Genomic DNA, 16,316 nt, shown 5'->3' with positions numbered 1-16,316 from the left:
CGATGTTGCGAGCATCGGCGATAGGTTCGGTACTTCAAGAGCGTTACGCTTCTTGAGCAACCGGTATCACGTTCGAGGCGATTTTTTGATACTCCTCGATTTCGTGAAAGTTCATGTAACGATATATTTCCCCAGCGAGAGCGTCAAATTCACTCATATAGCGCTGGTACTCTTCTACAGTTGGAAGACGACCTTCCACGGCAGCAACAGCTGCCAGTTCCGCTGAGGCGAGATAAACATTGGCACCATCACCCAGACGGTTCGGGAAGTTACGTGTAGACGTAGACACCACGGTGCTTTTCGCTGCAACGCGTGCCTGGTTACCCATACACAGTGAGCATCCCGGCATTTCCATACGGGCGCCAGCACGGCCATAAATGCCGTAATAGCCTTCTTCGGTAAGTTGGTGCTGATCCATCTTGGTCGGCGGTGCTAACCAAAGACGCGTTTTCAGGCTACCCGCAGGCTGTTTTTCAAGTAACTTACCCGCTGCGCGGAAATGGCCGATGTTGGTCATGCACGAGCCGATAAACACTTCATCAATCTTTTCACCAGCCACGTCTGATAACAGACGGGCATCATCTGGATCGTTCGGTGCGCAAAGAACTGGCTCTTTAATTTCACTCAGATCGATTTCGATAACTTCAGCATACTCTGCATCGTTATCAGCACGCATTAAGCTTGGGTTGGCAAGCCATGCTTCCATACCTTCAATACGACGGCTGATAGTGCGTTCATCTCCATACCCATTCGCCATCATCCACTTTAGCAGTGTGATGTTGGATTTGAGGTACTCGGTGACGCTTTCTTCAGACAGTGTGATTGTGCAGCCTGCTGCACTGCGCTCTGCTGACGCGTCGGAAAGCTCGAAAGCTTGCTCAACAGTCAGGTCTTCAAGTCCTTCAATTTCTAAGACGCGACCAGAGAAAGCGTTCTTCTTACCGGATTTTTCAACGGTTAGCAGGCCCTTTTTGATGGCATAGAGTGGAATCGCGTGAACTAGGTCGCGCAGTGTAACACCCGGTTGGCGCTCACCTTTAAAGCGAACCAGCACAGATTCCGGCATGTCCAACGGCATGACGCCAGTCGCGGCAGCAAATGCCACTAGACCAGAACCTGCTGGGAACGAAATGCCCAGCGGGAAGCGAGTGTGAGAGTCACCACCGGTTCCCACCGTGTCGGGCAGCAGCATGCGGTTCAGCCAGCTGTGGATGATGCCGTCACCAGGGCGAAGAGAGACGCCGCCACGGTTCATGATGAAGTCAGGCAATGTGTGATGCGTATCCACATCGACAGGCTTTGGATAGGCTGCTGTGTGACAGAATGATTGCATGACCAAGTCGGCTTGGAAGCCTAGGCACGCTAAGTCTTTTAACTCATCACGAGTCATCGGCCCAGTCGTGTCCTGAGAGCCAACGGTGGTCATCTTAGGTTCGCAGTACATGCCGGGGCGCACGCCGTCCAGACCGCAAGCCTTACCGACCATTTTTTGAGCTAGGGTGAAACCTTTGCCCGTATCAACCGGCTGGTCCGGTAGGCGGAAAACATCAGAAGGCTCAAGGCCTAGTGATTCACGGGCCTTACCCGTTAAGCCGCGACCAATAATTAACGGAATGCGGCCACCTGCGCGCACTTCATCAAGAATTAACTGGGTCTTGAGTTCAAATGTTGTCAGTACTTCGTCGGTACCGTGCTTGCACACTTTACCTTCGTAAGGATAGACATCGATAACATCGCCCATTTCCAGGTTAGAAACATCCATTTCAACCGGCAATGCACCAGAGTCTTCCATCGTATTGAAGAAGATGGGCGCGATTTTACCGCCAAAACAGAAGCCACCAGCGCGCTTGTTAGGTACGTAAGGGATGTCGTCGCCAAAGAACCAGAGTACAGAGTTGGTGGCAGACTTACGTGAAGAACCGGTACCTACAACATCGCCAACATAGGCAACAGGGAAGCCTTTTGCTTTGACGCCTTCAATTTGTTTCAGCGGGCCGGTTGTTCCTTGAACTTCAGGCTCAATACCTTCGCGCTCGTTTTTGAGCATAGCGTTGGCATGTAGCGGGATGTCTGGACGCGACCATGCGTCAGGCGCTGGAGATAGATCATCGGTGTTGGTTTCACCAGGCACCTTGAAGACCGTTAATGTAATCTTCTCTTCCAGTGCAGGCTTGGAGAGGAACCACTCTGCTTCAGCCCATGACTGAATAACGTCCTTAGCAACGGTATTGCCTTTCTTGGCGCGCTCTTCAACGTCATGGAACGCATCAAACATTAGGAGAGTGTGCTTGAGCTGTTCACCAGCTTCACGAGCAAGTTCTTCGTTGTCTAATAGCTCGACCATGGAGACGATGTTATAACCGCCTTGCATGGTGCCGAGGAGTTTGACGGCATGGATTTTGTCGATTAACGGAGAGGTGGCTTCACCTTTAGCAATCGCAGTTAAGAAACCTGCTTTTACATAAGCTGCCTCATCAACGCCTGGGGGGACTCGGTTAGTGATTAGATCAAGGACAAACTCTTCTTCACCTGCCGGCGGATTCTTAAGTAGCTCAATTAAGGCAGCAACTTGTTCGGCGTTCAGGGGCTTGGGCGGTACGCCCTCAGCAGCGCGTTCCTCGACATGTTGGCGGTAAGCTTCAAGCACGTTGGGGCCCTCTCATCTTCTTAGTGGTGACGAGCGCATACCCACACGGTATTGAGTATGTGCCCGGACACGTGACATACGCTTGACAAACAGCGTCTGGTGGATGAAATGGATTCTACGGGAAACTGTCGACAATGTTAAGACGACAAGCTCTTGGGGGGCCTTGTACTTTATGTTGAGGAGCTGGCAGAAGGTTTCTGAACAACGCGTTTTTTTCTTAATTAATCCTGCGGGTGGAAGTTTTTTACCGAACTGCCGTCATTTAAGGGGAGGGCGCGTGTGATTATTGTGATGCCGCGTTACCCTATTGTTTGCTCATTTCGTCGTATTATTATCACTACGGCAATAAAATTACTTAAGTTGAAGTGTGGAGCTTCAATATAAGCGTATTTTTATATTAGCAATGTGCTATATAAAAAGTGCTGTTACGGCCTACTTATGGCAAATGTAATGGCAGGGAACAAACGCCAAGGGCGTTTATATGTTGTACAATAGTGAGATAAGCGCTTGGTAATGGTATTATGTCGATACAATTAAATACGCTGGAACCCGTGGGACATTCGCTACAAGCAGATGATTTATTGCCAGAATGTCTCCATCAGTTTCTTGCTTGCCCAACGCCAGATGCATGGCTGCAATGGGCACTGGATAACCCTGAGATACTTCTTGTTGATCACGCTCAGTGTGAAAAGAAAGCCGCTTCGACGGCAATGAGCTTGCTCTATCGTTATGTTGATCAGCCGTTATTATTAAGCAAGATGTCGCAGCTGGCTCGAGAGGAGTTACTGCATTTTGAGCAGGTCGTTGGCTTAATGGAGAAGCGTGGCGTGGCCTACACGCACCTTACGGCTTCACGCTATGCCGAAGGCTTACGTAAGCATCTTCGCAGTAACGACCCGGACCGCTTGATTGATGTATTAATCATTGGTGCGCTTATTGAGGCACGTAGCTGCGAACGCTTTGCACGCTTGATACCTTATTTAGATGAAGAGCTTGCAAAGTTTTATCGCACATTGGTGAAGTCCGAAGGCCGTCATTTTGAAGATTATCTGCTGCTTGCTAAACAGCAAACAACGGCATCAATAGATGACAGAGTCGCTTTTTTTGTGGCGCGTGAAGCGGAGTTGATTACTTCGCCAGATACGGCTTTTCGTTTTCACAGCGGTGTGCCAGCGTAGGCCATCGCTAGTCTAGGTAGGATATGTATCATGCGCGATGCTCGTGAGACAGACCAACTGACCCTGTTTGGCCATTTTTCTTTGTCACAAGGAGAAGATGTGCTGACGCACTTCAGTTATGACAAAGTAAAAGCGCTGCTCGTGTATTTGTTGTTACACCGGCAACCTGTCAATCGGGCATCGCTCGCGGAATTGCTATGGCCAGATCAAGGGCTGTCATCGGGCAGGACGAATCTGCGTCATGCACTTCACTGTCTGCGGCAATCGATGGGGGATAATGCTGATCAAGTATTGAACGTCTCTCGCCAAACCATCGCATTTCAATTGCCTGCTCAATGGCGGGTTGACTTGCATGAATTGCAACAATTATTGGAAGGGCCGCGGGATTTAGCCAACCTCGAAGAGGTGATGGCGTGTTACCAGGGCGATTTAATAGAAGAGCTTCAACTCGCCAACTGCAGCGAATTCCAGCGTTGGTTAGTTCAGGTAAGAAATGAATGGCGTCAACGGGTTATTCGTTTTGCTGAGCAGGTACTAGATGCCCACACCGATGTGCCTGACAATTTATTGGAAGGATTAGTTAGTCGTTTTTCAGGCTATGGACCCTTTCATGAGCGACGGGTGCGCCAGTTGGCTGAGCAAAACCAGATGGCAGCGGCTCATGAGCAGTACAACAGCTATTTACAATTATTAGCGCTTTCTGGTCAGCAGCCCGAACCGAGCTTTCTACAGCTTGCTAATTATTGGTCAGACGGTCACCACGATCCGCGCGTAATGAGCCCGCAAGGCGCTTTTTCTCGCGTGTTAGCAGCAGATAGTAAACCGCTTCGCGAAGATGAAATTGAGCTACGCCAGCTGTCGGTAATGGCCATTCGGCTTAAATTGCAAGGCGATTGGCAAGATCGTGCTGCTACTCGTAATTGCTTGGCGCTCCAACTAGAGTTGCTGCGTTGGTTAGAACAGCAATGTCATCACTTAGGTGGTTTTTGGTTGCCTGGTGCAACAGGTGGGCTTGGTTTGGCCTGTTTCGGTACTCATGGACCAGCACATCAGCTAGCAGAGCTTGTCGCTCTGTATGAGCACTGTCGCCAAGCGTTACCTCAAGAGTCGCAGCGTCACTGGAGTGGTGAAGGAGAACCTCCAAAATTCGAGCTTGCCGCAGGTCTTAATAGCGGAAGGGTGGTTTACCTTCCAGAGCGACAGTTAGCGGATCCGTTGGGCCAGGTTACTCAAGTGGCGCTGGAGCTAATGAGTGCGGCAGAAGGTAGCGAATTGGTAATCTCTCAAGAAGCGAGCCAACACATGCCGCCTGCGCTGGATTTACAGCCGCGGCTAGTGTCTCGCTTGGTGGCCAGCGATGGCCGTGTTCGTTTGAGAGCGCTTGTGTTGGGTGTCAATGAAGGTGGTAGGGATGCGCTGCCACCTAGTTTAGTGGGGCGAGAAACATCTCTACGTACACTTAGAGACGCGCTGGCGAGAGCGGGTATAGGGCTGCGTCAAAGCGTTTTAGTACGCGGTGCCTCTGGGATGGGTAAATCCGCTCTCATGGTGGGTTTTCGCCAGTTAGAGCTTAGCCGCGATGCTGCGATTTGTTGGCAGCCAACAACGCGGTTATCAGTATTAGAACCCTATGGCGTTGCTCGCACTTTACTTACTTGGTACTTAGAAGCGTCACCAACCTGTGCGGCTATACGGCAGTTACAGGAAACGCTGTCATTGGAGCCTTTAGATGATGAGCGTCAGCAGCTTCTTGAAGAGGCTCTGGGTGTTCGTGATGTTCAGGAAGTTGCACAGCTGATCCAAAACGGTGAAGCAATAGAGTTGGTAGTAAAGCTTTTACATCGCTTAATAGATTATCAAGCCAGTTCACGTACATTAGTATTGATGATTGACGACCTGCAGTGGCTTGATGAGCCCTCTTTTAAGGTGCTTGCTGGTTTACAGGCACGTCTACCTATTAATACGGCTTTTATGTTAGTGGCTAGCCACCATGGTCGAGAGTCACTTCCGGTCAAGCTGCATTGGGATCAGCAAGTCACCCTGGGAAGGTTGGATGCCCTCCAATCCTCACGCTTGCTTTCGCAGTTATCCCGTCGTTACCGCATTCATTTAAGCCCGCGGCTGCGTAATCAAATTATTGAGCGTTGCGACGGTGTGCCGCTCTATATGCAAGAGATTTGTCGGCGTCTGGATATGGATCGTCGTGAAGGCCGTAGCGTGCAGTTTGATGAGCTACCAAAAGGGTTATTAGGGCTGCTTGCCAGCCGTATTGACCAGCTTGAAGGCGATCGGGAAATTGCCCATGTTGCAGCAGTGCTAGGTAAGCGGTTCCGCCTTGATTTTCTGCAAGAGTGTAGCGGTTGGGAAAAACCGCGTTTGGCTCAAGCTATTGAGCATATGCGACAGCTGGAAATTATCGAGCCAGTAGATAAAGAGGGGGGGGAGCCAGAGCATCAGTTTAGCCACCAGCTGCTGCAAGAAGCTGCTTATCTTTCGTGCCCAAGAGATGTACGCGTTAAGCTTCATCAGCAGGTAGTTACACTGATCGAAGAGCGCTTTCCTATGTGGATTAGTCGTCATCCTGGTGATTTTGCAACCCACCTCCGCCGTAGCGGCCACTATGCTAGAGGTGCCCGTTACTTTGAGCTGTCTGCACGGGAAGCCTTAAAAGTGAGTGCTAATCGCACTGCTTTGCGCATGGCAGATTTTGGCTTAGCCAGTCTGAGACACGTTGAGCATGAAGTTGAACGTGAAGTGAGTCTGCTCACTGTGCGCGGTCAGGCGGCGTTTGCCCTGGAGGGGCATGGTTCGCCTACTGCTCATGAAAGCTTTGTGCGAGCACGAGAGCTGCTGCGGCAATCAAGCAGTGAAAGCACGGAAGACCCAGAAGATCTTGAGCAAATCTTCTTGGTCAAGTGGGGGCTATGGGTTGGGCGTAGCCAACGCTATGCGCACGCTGATGCCTTTGCATTAGCATCGACCCTGGCAGATATTGCAGGGCGCTTAGAGGACCCGCGTTATCAGAGATTAGCTGACTATGCGAGAGCGCATTGCGAATACTGGGCTGGCAGCATACAACAAGCACATGACCATTTGGATGAAATTGATCCGCTCAACGCCCCAATGATGATTGAATGGCTGCCATTCTCTGATCACCCACAAGTAACCGCTGCTTGTTTTCAAGGTTGGGCGCTCTGTCTGCGTGGTGATTATCAGCGTGCAGAGCGACATGTCTCTTCTGCCATTCGATTAGCAGAGAAAATTGGTCATCCTGGCACGCTTGCTATGGCATTAATGTTTGCGGCTGCTTTATATCGCCAACTAGGCCATGTGCACTTAGCGGCAAGACACGCGGAGCGTGCGGCGGCAATGACGGGCACGCCCGACTTGCAGCTTTGGCAGATTTCAGCCCAAGGCATTCTTGGCTGGCAGAGAGCACTTGCGGGTGATCAGACGGGCTTAGTCCAGCTGCGACATAGCCTTGATCAAATGGCAGAGCTGAACGGACGGGATCGCTATCAACGCCCAGTTTTATGGTATTCCGATGCGTGCATTGAGTTGGGTGAGCTTAAGGCAGCAGAGGATTACCTGGATCAATGTCTTGTTATTGCTAAAGAGCGCACAACGCTTTTTCTACCTGAGTTAGCAACGCAGCTTGCCAAAGTGCGTGATTTGCTTGGGCACCCCGCCAATGAAGTGAAAGCGCTAACTGAAATGGCTATTAATCAGGCCAGGGAGCATGGAAATCGGCATCAGGAGCTGGCGGCACTTGAACTTTGGTTAACGCGCATTGCACCAAGCGACCTTCAGGCAAAAGAAGCATTTAGGCGTTTATTGAGCGAAGTGAGTCACAGCGATGCACCAGTACTGGTCCGTTGGGTTAGTCTGCTTGATAGGCGTTTGCCTCACGCGGTAAGTGTGGAAAACGAAATCTGAATTAGCTATTAACGCGTTGTTGATTCTAGCCAGTTAAGTGTGGTGAGTGCTTCTTCTCGGTGCTCGCCGCATACATCGGTATCATAGTTAAACTGCTCACACACAGCTGGACGGCTAGGATCTTCAAATAACTTGCATAAATAGTCATCGCTTAACTGCACGCACCGAACCCCCGCTGGTTTGCCATCAGGCATACCGGGTATATAAGAAGTGATAGACGGTGCAATACAGCAAGCACCGCAGCCTGCTCGGCAGGCGGCGGTGTCTGTGGCAAATACGTGATTACTCATGGCAAAGCTTCAGCGGTAGCTCCTTTATCAATTCCTTCAAATGCCTGAACCAATGTTTTATGGCCGCTGTGCTGTGCAATATTATTGGCAAGCCATAAAGCAATATTTTCGACGGTTGTTGGCTTAGGTAGTATGCAGCAGCGATCTTGAGGCAGGGTGATGGAAAACGTACCTTGTGCTGAGCGGTATCGACACGTTAGCTTCCCGTCAATCTGGCTTTCAATATCGGCTTTTTCAAGCAGGTAGCGATTATCAAGCCAGGCTGCCCAGTGGTTTTCAAGTGCTGGTTGCCGTGCCTGTTGTTGCCAAATATACAAGCGCGAGCGGTGACCATGGGCAATACGCTGGCAGTTACCAAGATGCCGCTTCAAGCCGTGCGTATAACTATAAGCCGCGCCGTCAATACACTCGTCTTTAAGTACTAACGTGACGTTATGTACGTTTTTGGGTCGTTGCTCGGTTAGCTGTGCGCTTAAGTAGCGTGTAACGCGCTCAAGGGTGATGTTGTCCCAAGGGAGCAAGCTAAACGCCTGGGCGGGGCCGCGAACTTCCATTTCGTAGGGAGATGCTGTGCGTATACAGATACCTTCATCACAGTCAGTAACCTCCACGCCGGGCGCGTTGATAGGTACGAGCAGCGTATGGTCTAGGCCATTATCCAGCGTGCGCTTAATCCACGGCTTTACTTCTCCGAAATCAAAAAGCATGCCGTCTTCGCCTAACTCCCCGTCTAACTGGGCATCCACTTGCCAACTACAGCCTATTAACCCTTTCGCTGGGCACCATAATGACACATCAATATGGCTAAGATGATTTACAAATAATGCCATTACTCAAACCCTGCAATTTTGTGCGTTTGAAGCGATAAACGCCACTGGGGGTTAGCCATGCAATAAGCAGTAGTGGCCTGCACCGTCTCGAGATTTTTCTCTGGAATGCCGTGATCCATTGGCTGCAAAAAAAAGTGGTTGAAGTCCAAGTTGGCAAACTGAGTTGGCGGCGCCGTAGTCTGTGGGAAAACCAATTTTAGTTCATCGCCACGAGTGACCACCAGTGGGTTTTTGCCCTTAGGGCTAACGCATAACCAGTCAATTCCTGGCGGTGGTAATACCGTACCATTGGTTTCAACGGCTACTTCGAACCCAATGCTATGTAGTGTTGCGATCAATAAAGAATCAAGTTGCAGTAGTGGTTCCCCACCGGTAAAAACAACATAGGGCGTTGCATGCTTTGCCTCGGCTGGCCAGAGATCCTTTATATGCTGAGCGAGCGCACTGGGTGTACTGAAACGGCCTCCGTTAACGCCATCCGTGCCGATAAAATCGGTGTCGCAAAAAGAGCACTTTGCGCTAGCACGATCAATTTCACGTCCAGACCAAAGATTGCAGCCGCTAAAACGACAAAATACACTGGCACGGCCTGCCTGTGCGCCTTCACCTTGTAAGGTGTAAAACGCTTCTTTAACGTGATACATCAGTGGTTAGCCTGTGCAGAAGTGATTTCATACGCCAGAGGGTCTGCGACATTATTGGCTGCAAACGCTGCGAGACGCTCATGGCAGCTGCCGCATTTACCGCAGGCAAGATCACGCCCTTCATAGCAGGTCCAAGTATCTCGGTAATCTAGGCCCATTGCTAAGCCATCCCGCAAGATATCGGCTTTGCTCAATTCTAAATAAGGGGCATGTAAGCTAATGGGGTCAAAATTAGCGATGCCAGCGACGTGATTCATTGCATGAACAAATTCAGGGCGGCAGTCAGGGTAGAGAATATGGTCACCGCCATGGGCACCATAATCGACACGCGCCGCACCGATATTAACCGCTTTAGCAATGGCTAACGAAAGCAAAATCATGTTGCGGTTAGGGACAACGGTGGTGTGTAGGTTGTCAGCAGCATAGTTGCCTTCGGGCATTGATACGTCTGGGTTGGTCAGCGCTGAGTTATCAATTAAGCCCTGAATAGCGCGTATATCAACGATCTGATGGGGAATATTGTGCTGCTTACACACTGCTTTTGCTACGTTCAACTCTTTTGAATGGCGTTGGCCGTAATCAAATGACAGAGCATGAACCTCTAGCCCTTCTTTGATTGCGCGGTGAAGAACGGTGTAAGAGTCCATGCCGCCGGAATAAATCACAACGGTAGATAGCGCGTTTGCGCCAGAGGTCGAGGGTGACAACATAATAGAAACTCATTGGTCGGAGAATTTATTGAGTGCTTTTAGCATCGTGCTAAGCGAAGTTTCCGGGGTCCGGTCCGGCAAGGGCGGCAGTTTACGCAATGCAGCGTTACCTGGCTAGCAGTAACGGTAATTGGTACTATTTTCTGTTCGGTATGTGCATGGGTCAACATGCTAAGCTGACTCTTCTAGTCGTAAGGGATGAATTCATGGCCACCATACAACATAGTGAAATTATCAAAGCCCCACCTGAAAGGGTGTTTGACTTACTGCGTCGAGTAGAAGATTTTGCTGATTATTCTGATCTCATCAAATCAATTGATACCTTAGGCAATAACCGTTACCGCTGGCACGTTCGTGCGGTTGGAGTAGATTGGTCTTTTGATGTAGCGGTAACAGAAATAACCCCCCCCTATGTGTTGGCGTGGGAATCATTAGAAGGAGTAAAAAATCAGGGTCGTTATCAGTTGCGTGAAGTGCCAGAAGGTACAGAAGTATCGCTCACTCTGAGTTATGACATTCGTAACCGATTAATGGAAAAAGCGGTAAACCGCGCTGCAAAGCCATTAGTAGGTAAAGTAAGCAGGCAAATCCTTGAGAGGGTTGAAGCGCGGCTAAATGAATAACTTTTTTAAGCACTCTTGGCGTTGGGCTGCCGGTTTTTCTATCGCGGCAATGTTTGCCTATGTTTGGTTATGGTATTCGCCGGACTTGATGGCTGTAAAACGTTGGGCGGCGACGATGTCGCATCATCCTCTGGTTGTGATTGCTATAATGGGCACAATGGCTATCACATTGGCAATTGGCTTGCCGGGCAGTATCGGATTATGGCTGATAGCACCTTTTTATCCCCCTATAGTAGCTACGCTAATGTTAACGTTGAGTAGTGTTGCTGGTGCGTGGGGTGCCTATCTTTTAGCCGCAAATGCTGGGTGGCGTTGGCAGCCAAAAGGGTTGACGTTTAAAGTGATGGAAACACTGAAAGAGAGAAGTGATTTGTTAACGCAGTGCGCGCTGCGAATTTTGCCGGGTTTCCCGCACTCAGTGATTAATTTCGCAGCAGGATTAGGGCGTATCCCTTTAAAGCGCTACTTAATGGCGGCAGCTATCGGGCTTTCGATAAAATGGACGGTTTACAGTAGTGCTATTTACGGTGCGCTTGAAGCTGTCGAAGAAAAAGATGCGTTGCAAATCGAGGTGATTTTACCACTTGTTGTGTTGACGCTGCTCCTTTTTGTGGGAGGCTGGTATAGGCGCCGCGTAGAAGCGGCGCGTCAGTGATAGCAAACGTGCTTAGTCAACTGTTAAGTCTGATAGTCTGTTAAGTCTGATAGTGATGTGGTTAGTTGCCTTTATGCATTGATGCATCAAGGTGGTCGACAACTTCAGCCCAGTCGGCGTCTTCTTCCACGGCTTCGCGAAGAAATTCCGCTTGGCCTTCGTTCCAGCAGGGAGCCTCAGCTAGCGGCATTTCTTTGGGTAGGGGAGAGTGGCGTTGAATAAAGTGTTCAATGGACTCCGCATCCGAGCGTAGTCCGAGTTGTTCAAATAGCTCGCTAAAATGGTGTACGGGTTGTTCCATACGTTGCCTTCCTTTTTGGTTATGAACGTATGTTTAAACATAGCGTGTATGAGCGAGTACGCCAGTGCCGAGTATGTGTTACACGGTTATAAAGGTTGTCGTGTGTTTTATCGCTCGCCAACAAGTGAGGTTAAAAAGCGTTGCCGGCGATCATCTAGCGATAAGGGTTGAGCCAATAGGTGGGTAAGCTTGGTGAAAGCCGCCTCCGGCGTCATGTTGCCGCCTGACAGCAGGCCTGCTTCTGCTAGGCCATGGCCCGCTGCGTACTCGCCCATATGAATGCTGCCTTGGGGACATTGGCTAATTGCAGCCAGCAGTTTACCTTCGCCACTGGCATTAGCAATAACATCAATAATTGCAGGATCGTTGGGTATATTACCTGCTCCCCAAAGCTGCAGTAGAGCGCCCTTGACGCGTGAATCGTTAAGCAGGGTCTCTAATTGCCAAACAGCGATACCTGGCCATAAGGTTAGCCGGATAACGTCCCCGTTGGAAACCGCTTGATAGTCGGCAAGCTCGAAACGGGGTGCGCCACGCTGTTGAAATCCTAAGCCTCTACTGGGGTAATAAATGAAGTCGTCGCCCACGCGTTCACCAATACAGGGATAGCTAGGGGAAAAAAATGCATCAAAGGCTTCCGTATGCTGTTTGATGGCTCGTGTGCCTCTCAGAAGGACGTTTGAAAAATAAATCGCCACCTCCTTTAGTTCAGCGTTAGCAGCAAACCTTAACGCGCCGTGAAGGTTGTCGAGCGCATCGCTATTCGCTGTCTCAAGAGGATACATAGAGCCTGTCAACACAACTGGGCGATCAATCCCTTGCAGCTGATAGGCAAGACTCGAAGCGGACCAGCTTAGGGTATCGGTTCCATGGATAACCACAAATCCACGATAGGTGGCAAGGCGAGCAGCAATATCTTTGGCAATCTGTTGCCAAGTCAACGGCGTCGCTGCACTTGAGTCGATTAATGATGGGTAGCTAAGGACGTCATAGGCGGGCAGGGCATGCTGATGTACTAAAGGCAGCCGACTTAATGCGTCTGCCATGCGAGCTTGAAAGTTTCCCCCCGGGATTAGCCCTGTTGTATTGGGCTGCATGCCAATTGTGCCACCAGTATAAATCACCAACACACGTTCTTGAGTGGGAGTGGCTTTCATTAGGGCGGAATTGATACTCATAGCCGTTTCCTGAAGTGGGCGAACACAAGTCGTAGTATCGAAATATTTATAACTAATAAGGTGTATAAAAAAGCGTGTAAATAGCTGATTCCGAAGGAAGCTATTAGCCGCGGTGCACGACTAGTTCGCCATTGTGATCGTCAAGTTGACGGTTACGCCCAGCTAATAAGGCGAAGCCACAGCAAAGGGCAATCAGTACGATGAGCAGCCATGCGATATGGGGTATCTCTGCTCCAGCTTGCAGCATTAGCCCCACCCCAAATGGCCCTAGCGCTGCCAGCGTATAGCCCCCGCCTTGCACTAGTCCGGAAAGCTGTCCTGCGAGACGCGAGTTAGCCGTTCGTAACACCAGTAGGCTAAGTGCTAGGCTAAAGCTGCCACCCTGGCCAATGCCAAGTAGCACAGCTCCTGGCCATTTCCACGCCAGCGGTGCAATAAGCAACATCCAAAGCCCAAGTGCCGTACTCAGTAGTACGAGCAGTAAGGCGGGGCGTTGATCGTGGGTTAAGCGGGCAAGCCAGGGAGCACTCAGTGCTGAACCAAGCTGGCACATGATGGAGATGGCCATCGTCCAGCCAGCCGCTGCCTCGTCATAACCTCTATAGACTAATAAGGTTGGTAGCCACCCAAAGACAATGTAAGCCATCGAAGACTGAATGCCCATGAACAGCATAACGTGCCACGTAAGTGATTTACGTAGTAGCTGTGTAAGCGAAGAAGAGGTTGCTGGACTAGGCTGCGTGCACTGAGTTGTTGGAATGTTGATAAGCCATAGGACTAAGGCAATAAGTGCCAACAGTGACCAACTCATGAGACTCAGCTGCCAGCTGCCTAGCCATTGCATCAGTGGAACACTAAGGCCAGCACCTAATGCACCTCCAAAACATAGTGCCATGGTGTATAAACCCGTTAAGAGATCGGCACTGTCAGGTAGCTCTCGTTTCACTAGTGCAGGAAGGAGGGTGCCGCCAATACCAATTGCGCTGCCAGCCATTGCAGAACCAATAAAAAGAGCCCCTGACATTGGTAGGCCTCTTAAAATTAACCCGCAAGCTAACAGAAGCAGTGCAGCGCTTAGGGTTCGTTCGCTGCCGATACGCTTAGCCAGTAGGGGAGCAAGAGGTGCTGATAAGCCTAAAAAAAGCACGGGCAAGGTGGTTAAAATGCCCGCTGACGCAGGGCTTAAGCCAGCGGTTTCTTGCAGTCGGGCAAGCAAAGGTGCCACTGATGACATGGCGGGGCGTAAATTAAGCCCCACCACGAACATCAAAATAATAAAGGTGCATGCGCGACGAGATACCATATTTACTATTACTTGAGATGTGGGCGTAAATCGCCGCGAACGGCATCAAGCAGAGTAATGAAATGATAATCTTGCTGTGTATCTAAGCAGTCTACGCGCACCTCGGTACGCATACCCTTATCCATATTCAACTTGTCGTAGATTTCGAGGGTTAATTTACGCGCGGGTTTGTCCCCAAGGGCAATAATGCCGTCTTCTAGCGTAAATGTTTCGAGTAGTGTTACTCGCACTCGCGTACTGCTCTCTTCGCTAAGGACGCGACGAACAAACAACCATCCTTCACAAGGCAGTGATTCGTTATTATTGCGTTCACGTAAGAAAAGCGTGCGATAACAGGCGCCCTGCGTAGAGGCTTTTTCTGCCATGCTACGATACGCCTGCAGCACTTGGCCTGCTGATGCACGGGCGTCTTCCAGCCGCTGAGAAATACCTTGGTGCTCGCGGCTTAGCTGCTCCTGACGTTGAAAGGTAAGCCACTGGCGGTAATCGTTAATAAGTTGAGACGACGCCATAATCACTCCATGAATAAATTAAGCAGTACCGCCGGAATACGCAGAACGGTAACCTTCGCATATTCCTAAGCTAAGGGCTAGCGACGGGCGCGGCGACGTTCACCGCCTTTGTTCGCCGCTTGCCCTTCCGGTTTACGCTTGGCACGGGGCTGTTTTTGGCCACGTCGGCCATTTTCAATTGGTTCAGGCTTGGCGTTGGGATCAGGTTCAAAACCAGGTTCGATACGTTTAGGCAGATTTTGCTTAATAAGCCGCTCAATCCCACTCAGCAAGCCGTGTTCGTCGACACATACGAGTGAAACTGCTTCTCCATCGCTGCCCGCTCGGCCGGTACGTCCAATACGGTGCACATAGTCTTCTGCCACATTGGGTAAGTCGAAATTAACGACATGGGGAAGTTCGTTGATATCTAACCCACGAGCGGCAATATCGGTGGCGACGAGTACTTGTAAATCACCGCTTTTGAACGCCCCCAACGCCCGTGTTCTAGCACCTTGGCTTTTATTGCCGTGGATGGCCATAGCGGGTATGTCTTGCTTAGAAAGCTGTTCTGCTAAGCGATTTGCGCCATGTTTGGTACGCGTAAAAACGAGTACTTGAAACCAACCATGCTGCTGAATCAAATGCGCCAACAGCTCGCGCTTTTTATCGCGATCTACCCGGTAAATAGTTTGCTCAATCTTTTCAGCGGTCGTATTGCGAGGTGCGACTTCTATTAACGCTGGATTGTTGAGCAGCTGTTGCGCCAATAACTGTATTTCGTTAGAAAATGTTGCCGAAAACAGTAGGTTTTGACGCTGTTTAGGCACTAAGCGTAATAGTCGCTTGATATCATGAATGAACCCCATATCAAGCATGCGATCAGCTTCATCGAGTACCAGGATCTCCACGGCTGAGAGATCGACGTGGCCTTGTTGTTGTAAGTCGAGCAGCCGGCCTGGGGTGGCTACCAATACATCAAGTCCCGCTTTAAGTGCATCAACTTGTGGTTGTTGGCCAACGCCGCCGAAAATAATATGCGAGCGCAAAGAGAGATGCTTGCCGTAAGCAGTCACGCTTTCGCCTACTTGGGCAGCAAGCTCACGCGTAGGGGTAAGTACTAACGCGCGTACTTGGCGTTTACCGGGTCGTTTGCCATTCGCTAACCGCTGTAACATAGGTAACGTAAAACCAGCGGTTTTGCCTGTGCCCGTTTGCGCACTGGCAAGCATGTCACGTCCTTCAAGCACGACGGGAATGGCTTTTTGTTGAATAGGGGTAGGCTGTGTATAGCCCTGCGCGGTAACCGCGCGGAGTAAATCGTCGTGCAGACCAAGTTCAGAAAAGCTCATGCGTTCTCCGCAATCGCTTAGTAAGTGACGTCGCTTGGCGCCGTCGTTACTGAGCGTAATGTTCAAAAAGCGAGGATGGTACACCTTCGCGGCAGCGAAGTTTGCCAGATAAAGTGCGATGCCGCGATGGTCATTTTTTTGCCGATCAAGACGGTGAAATAGACATTGGCTTGAATCG

At 50.2% G+C, this 16,316-nt stretch carries 14 protein-coding genes; 4 read left to right on the top strand and 10 right to left on the bottom strand.

Going from position 1 to position 16,316, the window contains the following annotated elements; all coding sequences use genetic code 11:
• Positions 1-43: 43 nt before the first annotated feature.
• A complete protein-coding gene (acnB, locus tag M0220_RS17250; RefSeq protein ID WP_030069439.1) occupies positions 44-2,647 on the bottom strand; it encodes a bifunctional aconitate hydratase 2/2-methylisocitrate dehydratase in 2,604 nt (867 codons plus the stop codon).
• A gap of 521 nt (positions 2,648-3,168) precedes the next feature.
• On the opposite strand from acnB, the gene miaE reads away from it, so the two are divergent.
• Together miaE and M0220_RS17240 are read left to right on the top strand one after the other, a co-directional pair.
• Entirely contained in the window at positions 3,169-3,825 is a 657-nt protein-coding gene (gene miaE, locus M0220_RS17245) for a tRNA-(ms[2]io[6]A)-hydroxylase (RefSeq protein ID WP_030069441.1), read from the top strand.
• A 30-nt stretch (positions 3,826-3,855) separates the two neighbouring features.
• Positions 3,856-7,761, top strand: a complete 3,906-nt coding sequence (locus tag M0220_RS17240; protein WP_030069443.1) for an AAA family ATPase — start codon at positions 3,856-3,858, stop codon at positions 7,759-7,761.
• A gap of 8 nt (positions 7,762-7,769) precedes the next feature.
• Here the strand turns inward: M0220_RS17240 and M0220_RS17235 are convergent, their stop codons facing one another.
• Genes M0220_RS17235 through queC form a run of 4 tightly spaced genes read right to left on the bottom strand, consistent with a single transcriptional unit; the run spans position 7,770 to position 10,235 of the window.
• Positions 7,770-8,051 carry a YkgJ family cysteine cluster protein gene (locus tag M0220_RS17235; RefSeq protein WP_051690099.1) on the bottom strand — a complete coding sequence of 94 codons (282 nt, stop codon included), beginning with the start codon at positions 8,049-8,051 and terminating at the stop codon, positions 7,770-7,772.
• Positions 8,048-8,881 (bottom strand): 6-carboxytetrahydropterin synthase, encoded by an 834-nt coding sequence (locus M0220_RS17230; protein ID WP_264018329.1) that lies wholly within the window; start codon positions 8,879-8,881, stop codon positions 8,048-8,050. The genes M0220_RS17235 and M0220_RS17230 overlap by 4 nt, the downstream gene beginning before the upstream one ends.
• Positions 8,881-9,525: a 7-carboxy-7-deazaguanine synthase gene (gene queE / locus M0220_RS17225; protein WP_030069448.1), complete on the bottom strand. Its 645-nt coding sequence runs from the start codon at positions 9,523-9,525 to the stop codon at positions 8,881-8,883. Before queE ends, M0220_RS17230 begins: the two co-directional genes overlap by 1 nt.
• Positions 9,525-10,235 carry a 7-cyano-7-deazaguanine synthase QueC gene (gene queC / locus M0220_RS17220; RefSeq protein ID WP_264018328.1) on the bottom strand — a complete coding sequence of 237 codons (711 nt, stop codon included), beginning with the start codon at positions 10,233-10,235 and terminating at the stop codon, positions 9,525-9,527. Before queC ends, queE begins: the two co-directional genes overlap by 1 nt.
• A 206-nt stretch (positions 10,236-10,441) precedes the next feature.
• Between queC and M0220_RS17215 the strand changes: the two genes are divergently transcribed.
• A complete protein-coding gene (locus M0220_RS17215) occupies positions 10,442-10,858 on the top strand; it encodes an SRPBCC family protein (protein ID WP_030069452.1) in 417 nt (138 codons plus the stop codon).
• On the top strand, positions 10,851-11,513 hold the full coding sequence (locus M0220_RS17210; RefSeq protein WP_030069453.1) for a TVP38/TMEM64 family protein: 663 nt from the start codon (positions 10,851-10,853) through the stop codon (positions 11,511-11,513). The genes M0220_RS17215 and M0220_RS17210 overlap by 8 nt, the downstream gene beginning before the upstream one ends.
• Positions 11,514-11,574: 61 nt before the next feature.
• Here M0220_RS17210 and M0220_RS17205 read toward each other — a convergent pair whose 3' ends face one another.
• The 5 genes from M0220_RS17205 to M0220_RS17185 all read right to left on the bottom strand — a co-directional run bounded on the left by M0220_RS17205 (position 11,575) and on the right by M0220_RS17185 (position 16,138).
• Positions 11,575-11,814, bottom strand: a complete 240-nt coding sequence (locus M0220_RS17205; RefSeq protein WP_030069455.1) for a DUF2789 domain-containing protein — start codon at positions 11,812-11,814, stop codon at positions 11,575-11,577.
• Between the two features lie 107 nt (positions 11,815-11,921).
• Positions 11,922-12,992 (bottom strand): asparaginase, encoded by a 1,071-nt coding sequence (locus M0220_RS17200; protein WP_264018327.1) that lies wholly within the window; start codon positions 12,990-12,992, stop codon positions 11,922-11,924.
• Positions 12,993-13,095: 103 nt separating this feature from the next.
• On the bottom strand, positions 13,096-14,295 hold the full coding sequence (locus M0220_RS17195; protein ID WP_264018326.1) for an MFS transporter: 1,200 nt from the start codon (positions 14,293-14,295) through the stop codon (positions 13,096-13,098).
• 8 nt (positions 14,296-14,303) lie between these two features.
• The gene (locus M0220_RS17190; RefSeq protein ID WP_264018325.1) at positions 14,304-14,807 is read right to left on the bottom strand and encodes a hypothetical protein; all 504 of its coding nucleotides are present in this window, start codon (positions 14,805-14,807) and stop codon (positions 14,304-14,306) included.
• Between the two features lie 77 nt (positions 14,808-14,884).
• A complete protein-coding gene (locus tag M0220_RS17185; RefSeq protein ID WP_030069462.1) occupies positions 14,885-16,138 on the bottom strand; it encodes a DEAD/DEAH box helicase in 1,254 nt (417 codons plus the stop codon).
• Positions 16,139-16,316: the final 178 nt, after the last annotated feature.

The organism is Halomonas qinghailakensis (assembly GCF_025820815.1).
GTDB lineage: Bacteria > Pseudomonadota > Gammaproteobacteria > Pseudomonadales > Halomonadaceae > Vreelandella > Vreelandella qaidamensis.
This window is presented reverse-complemented; position numbering and strand designations above follow the sequence as displayed.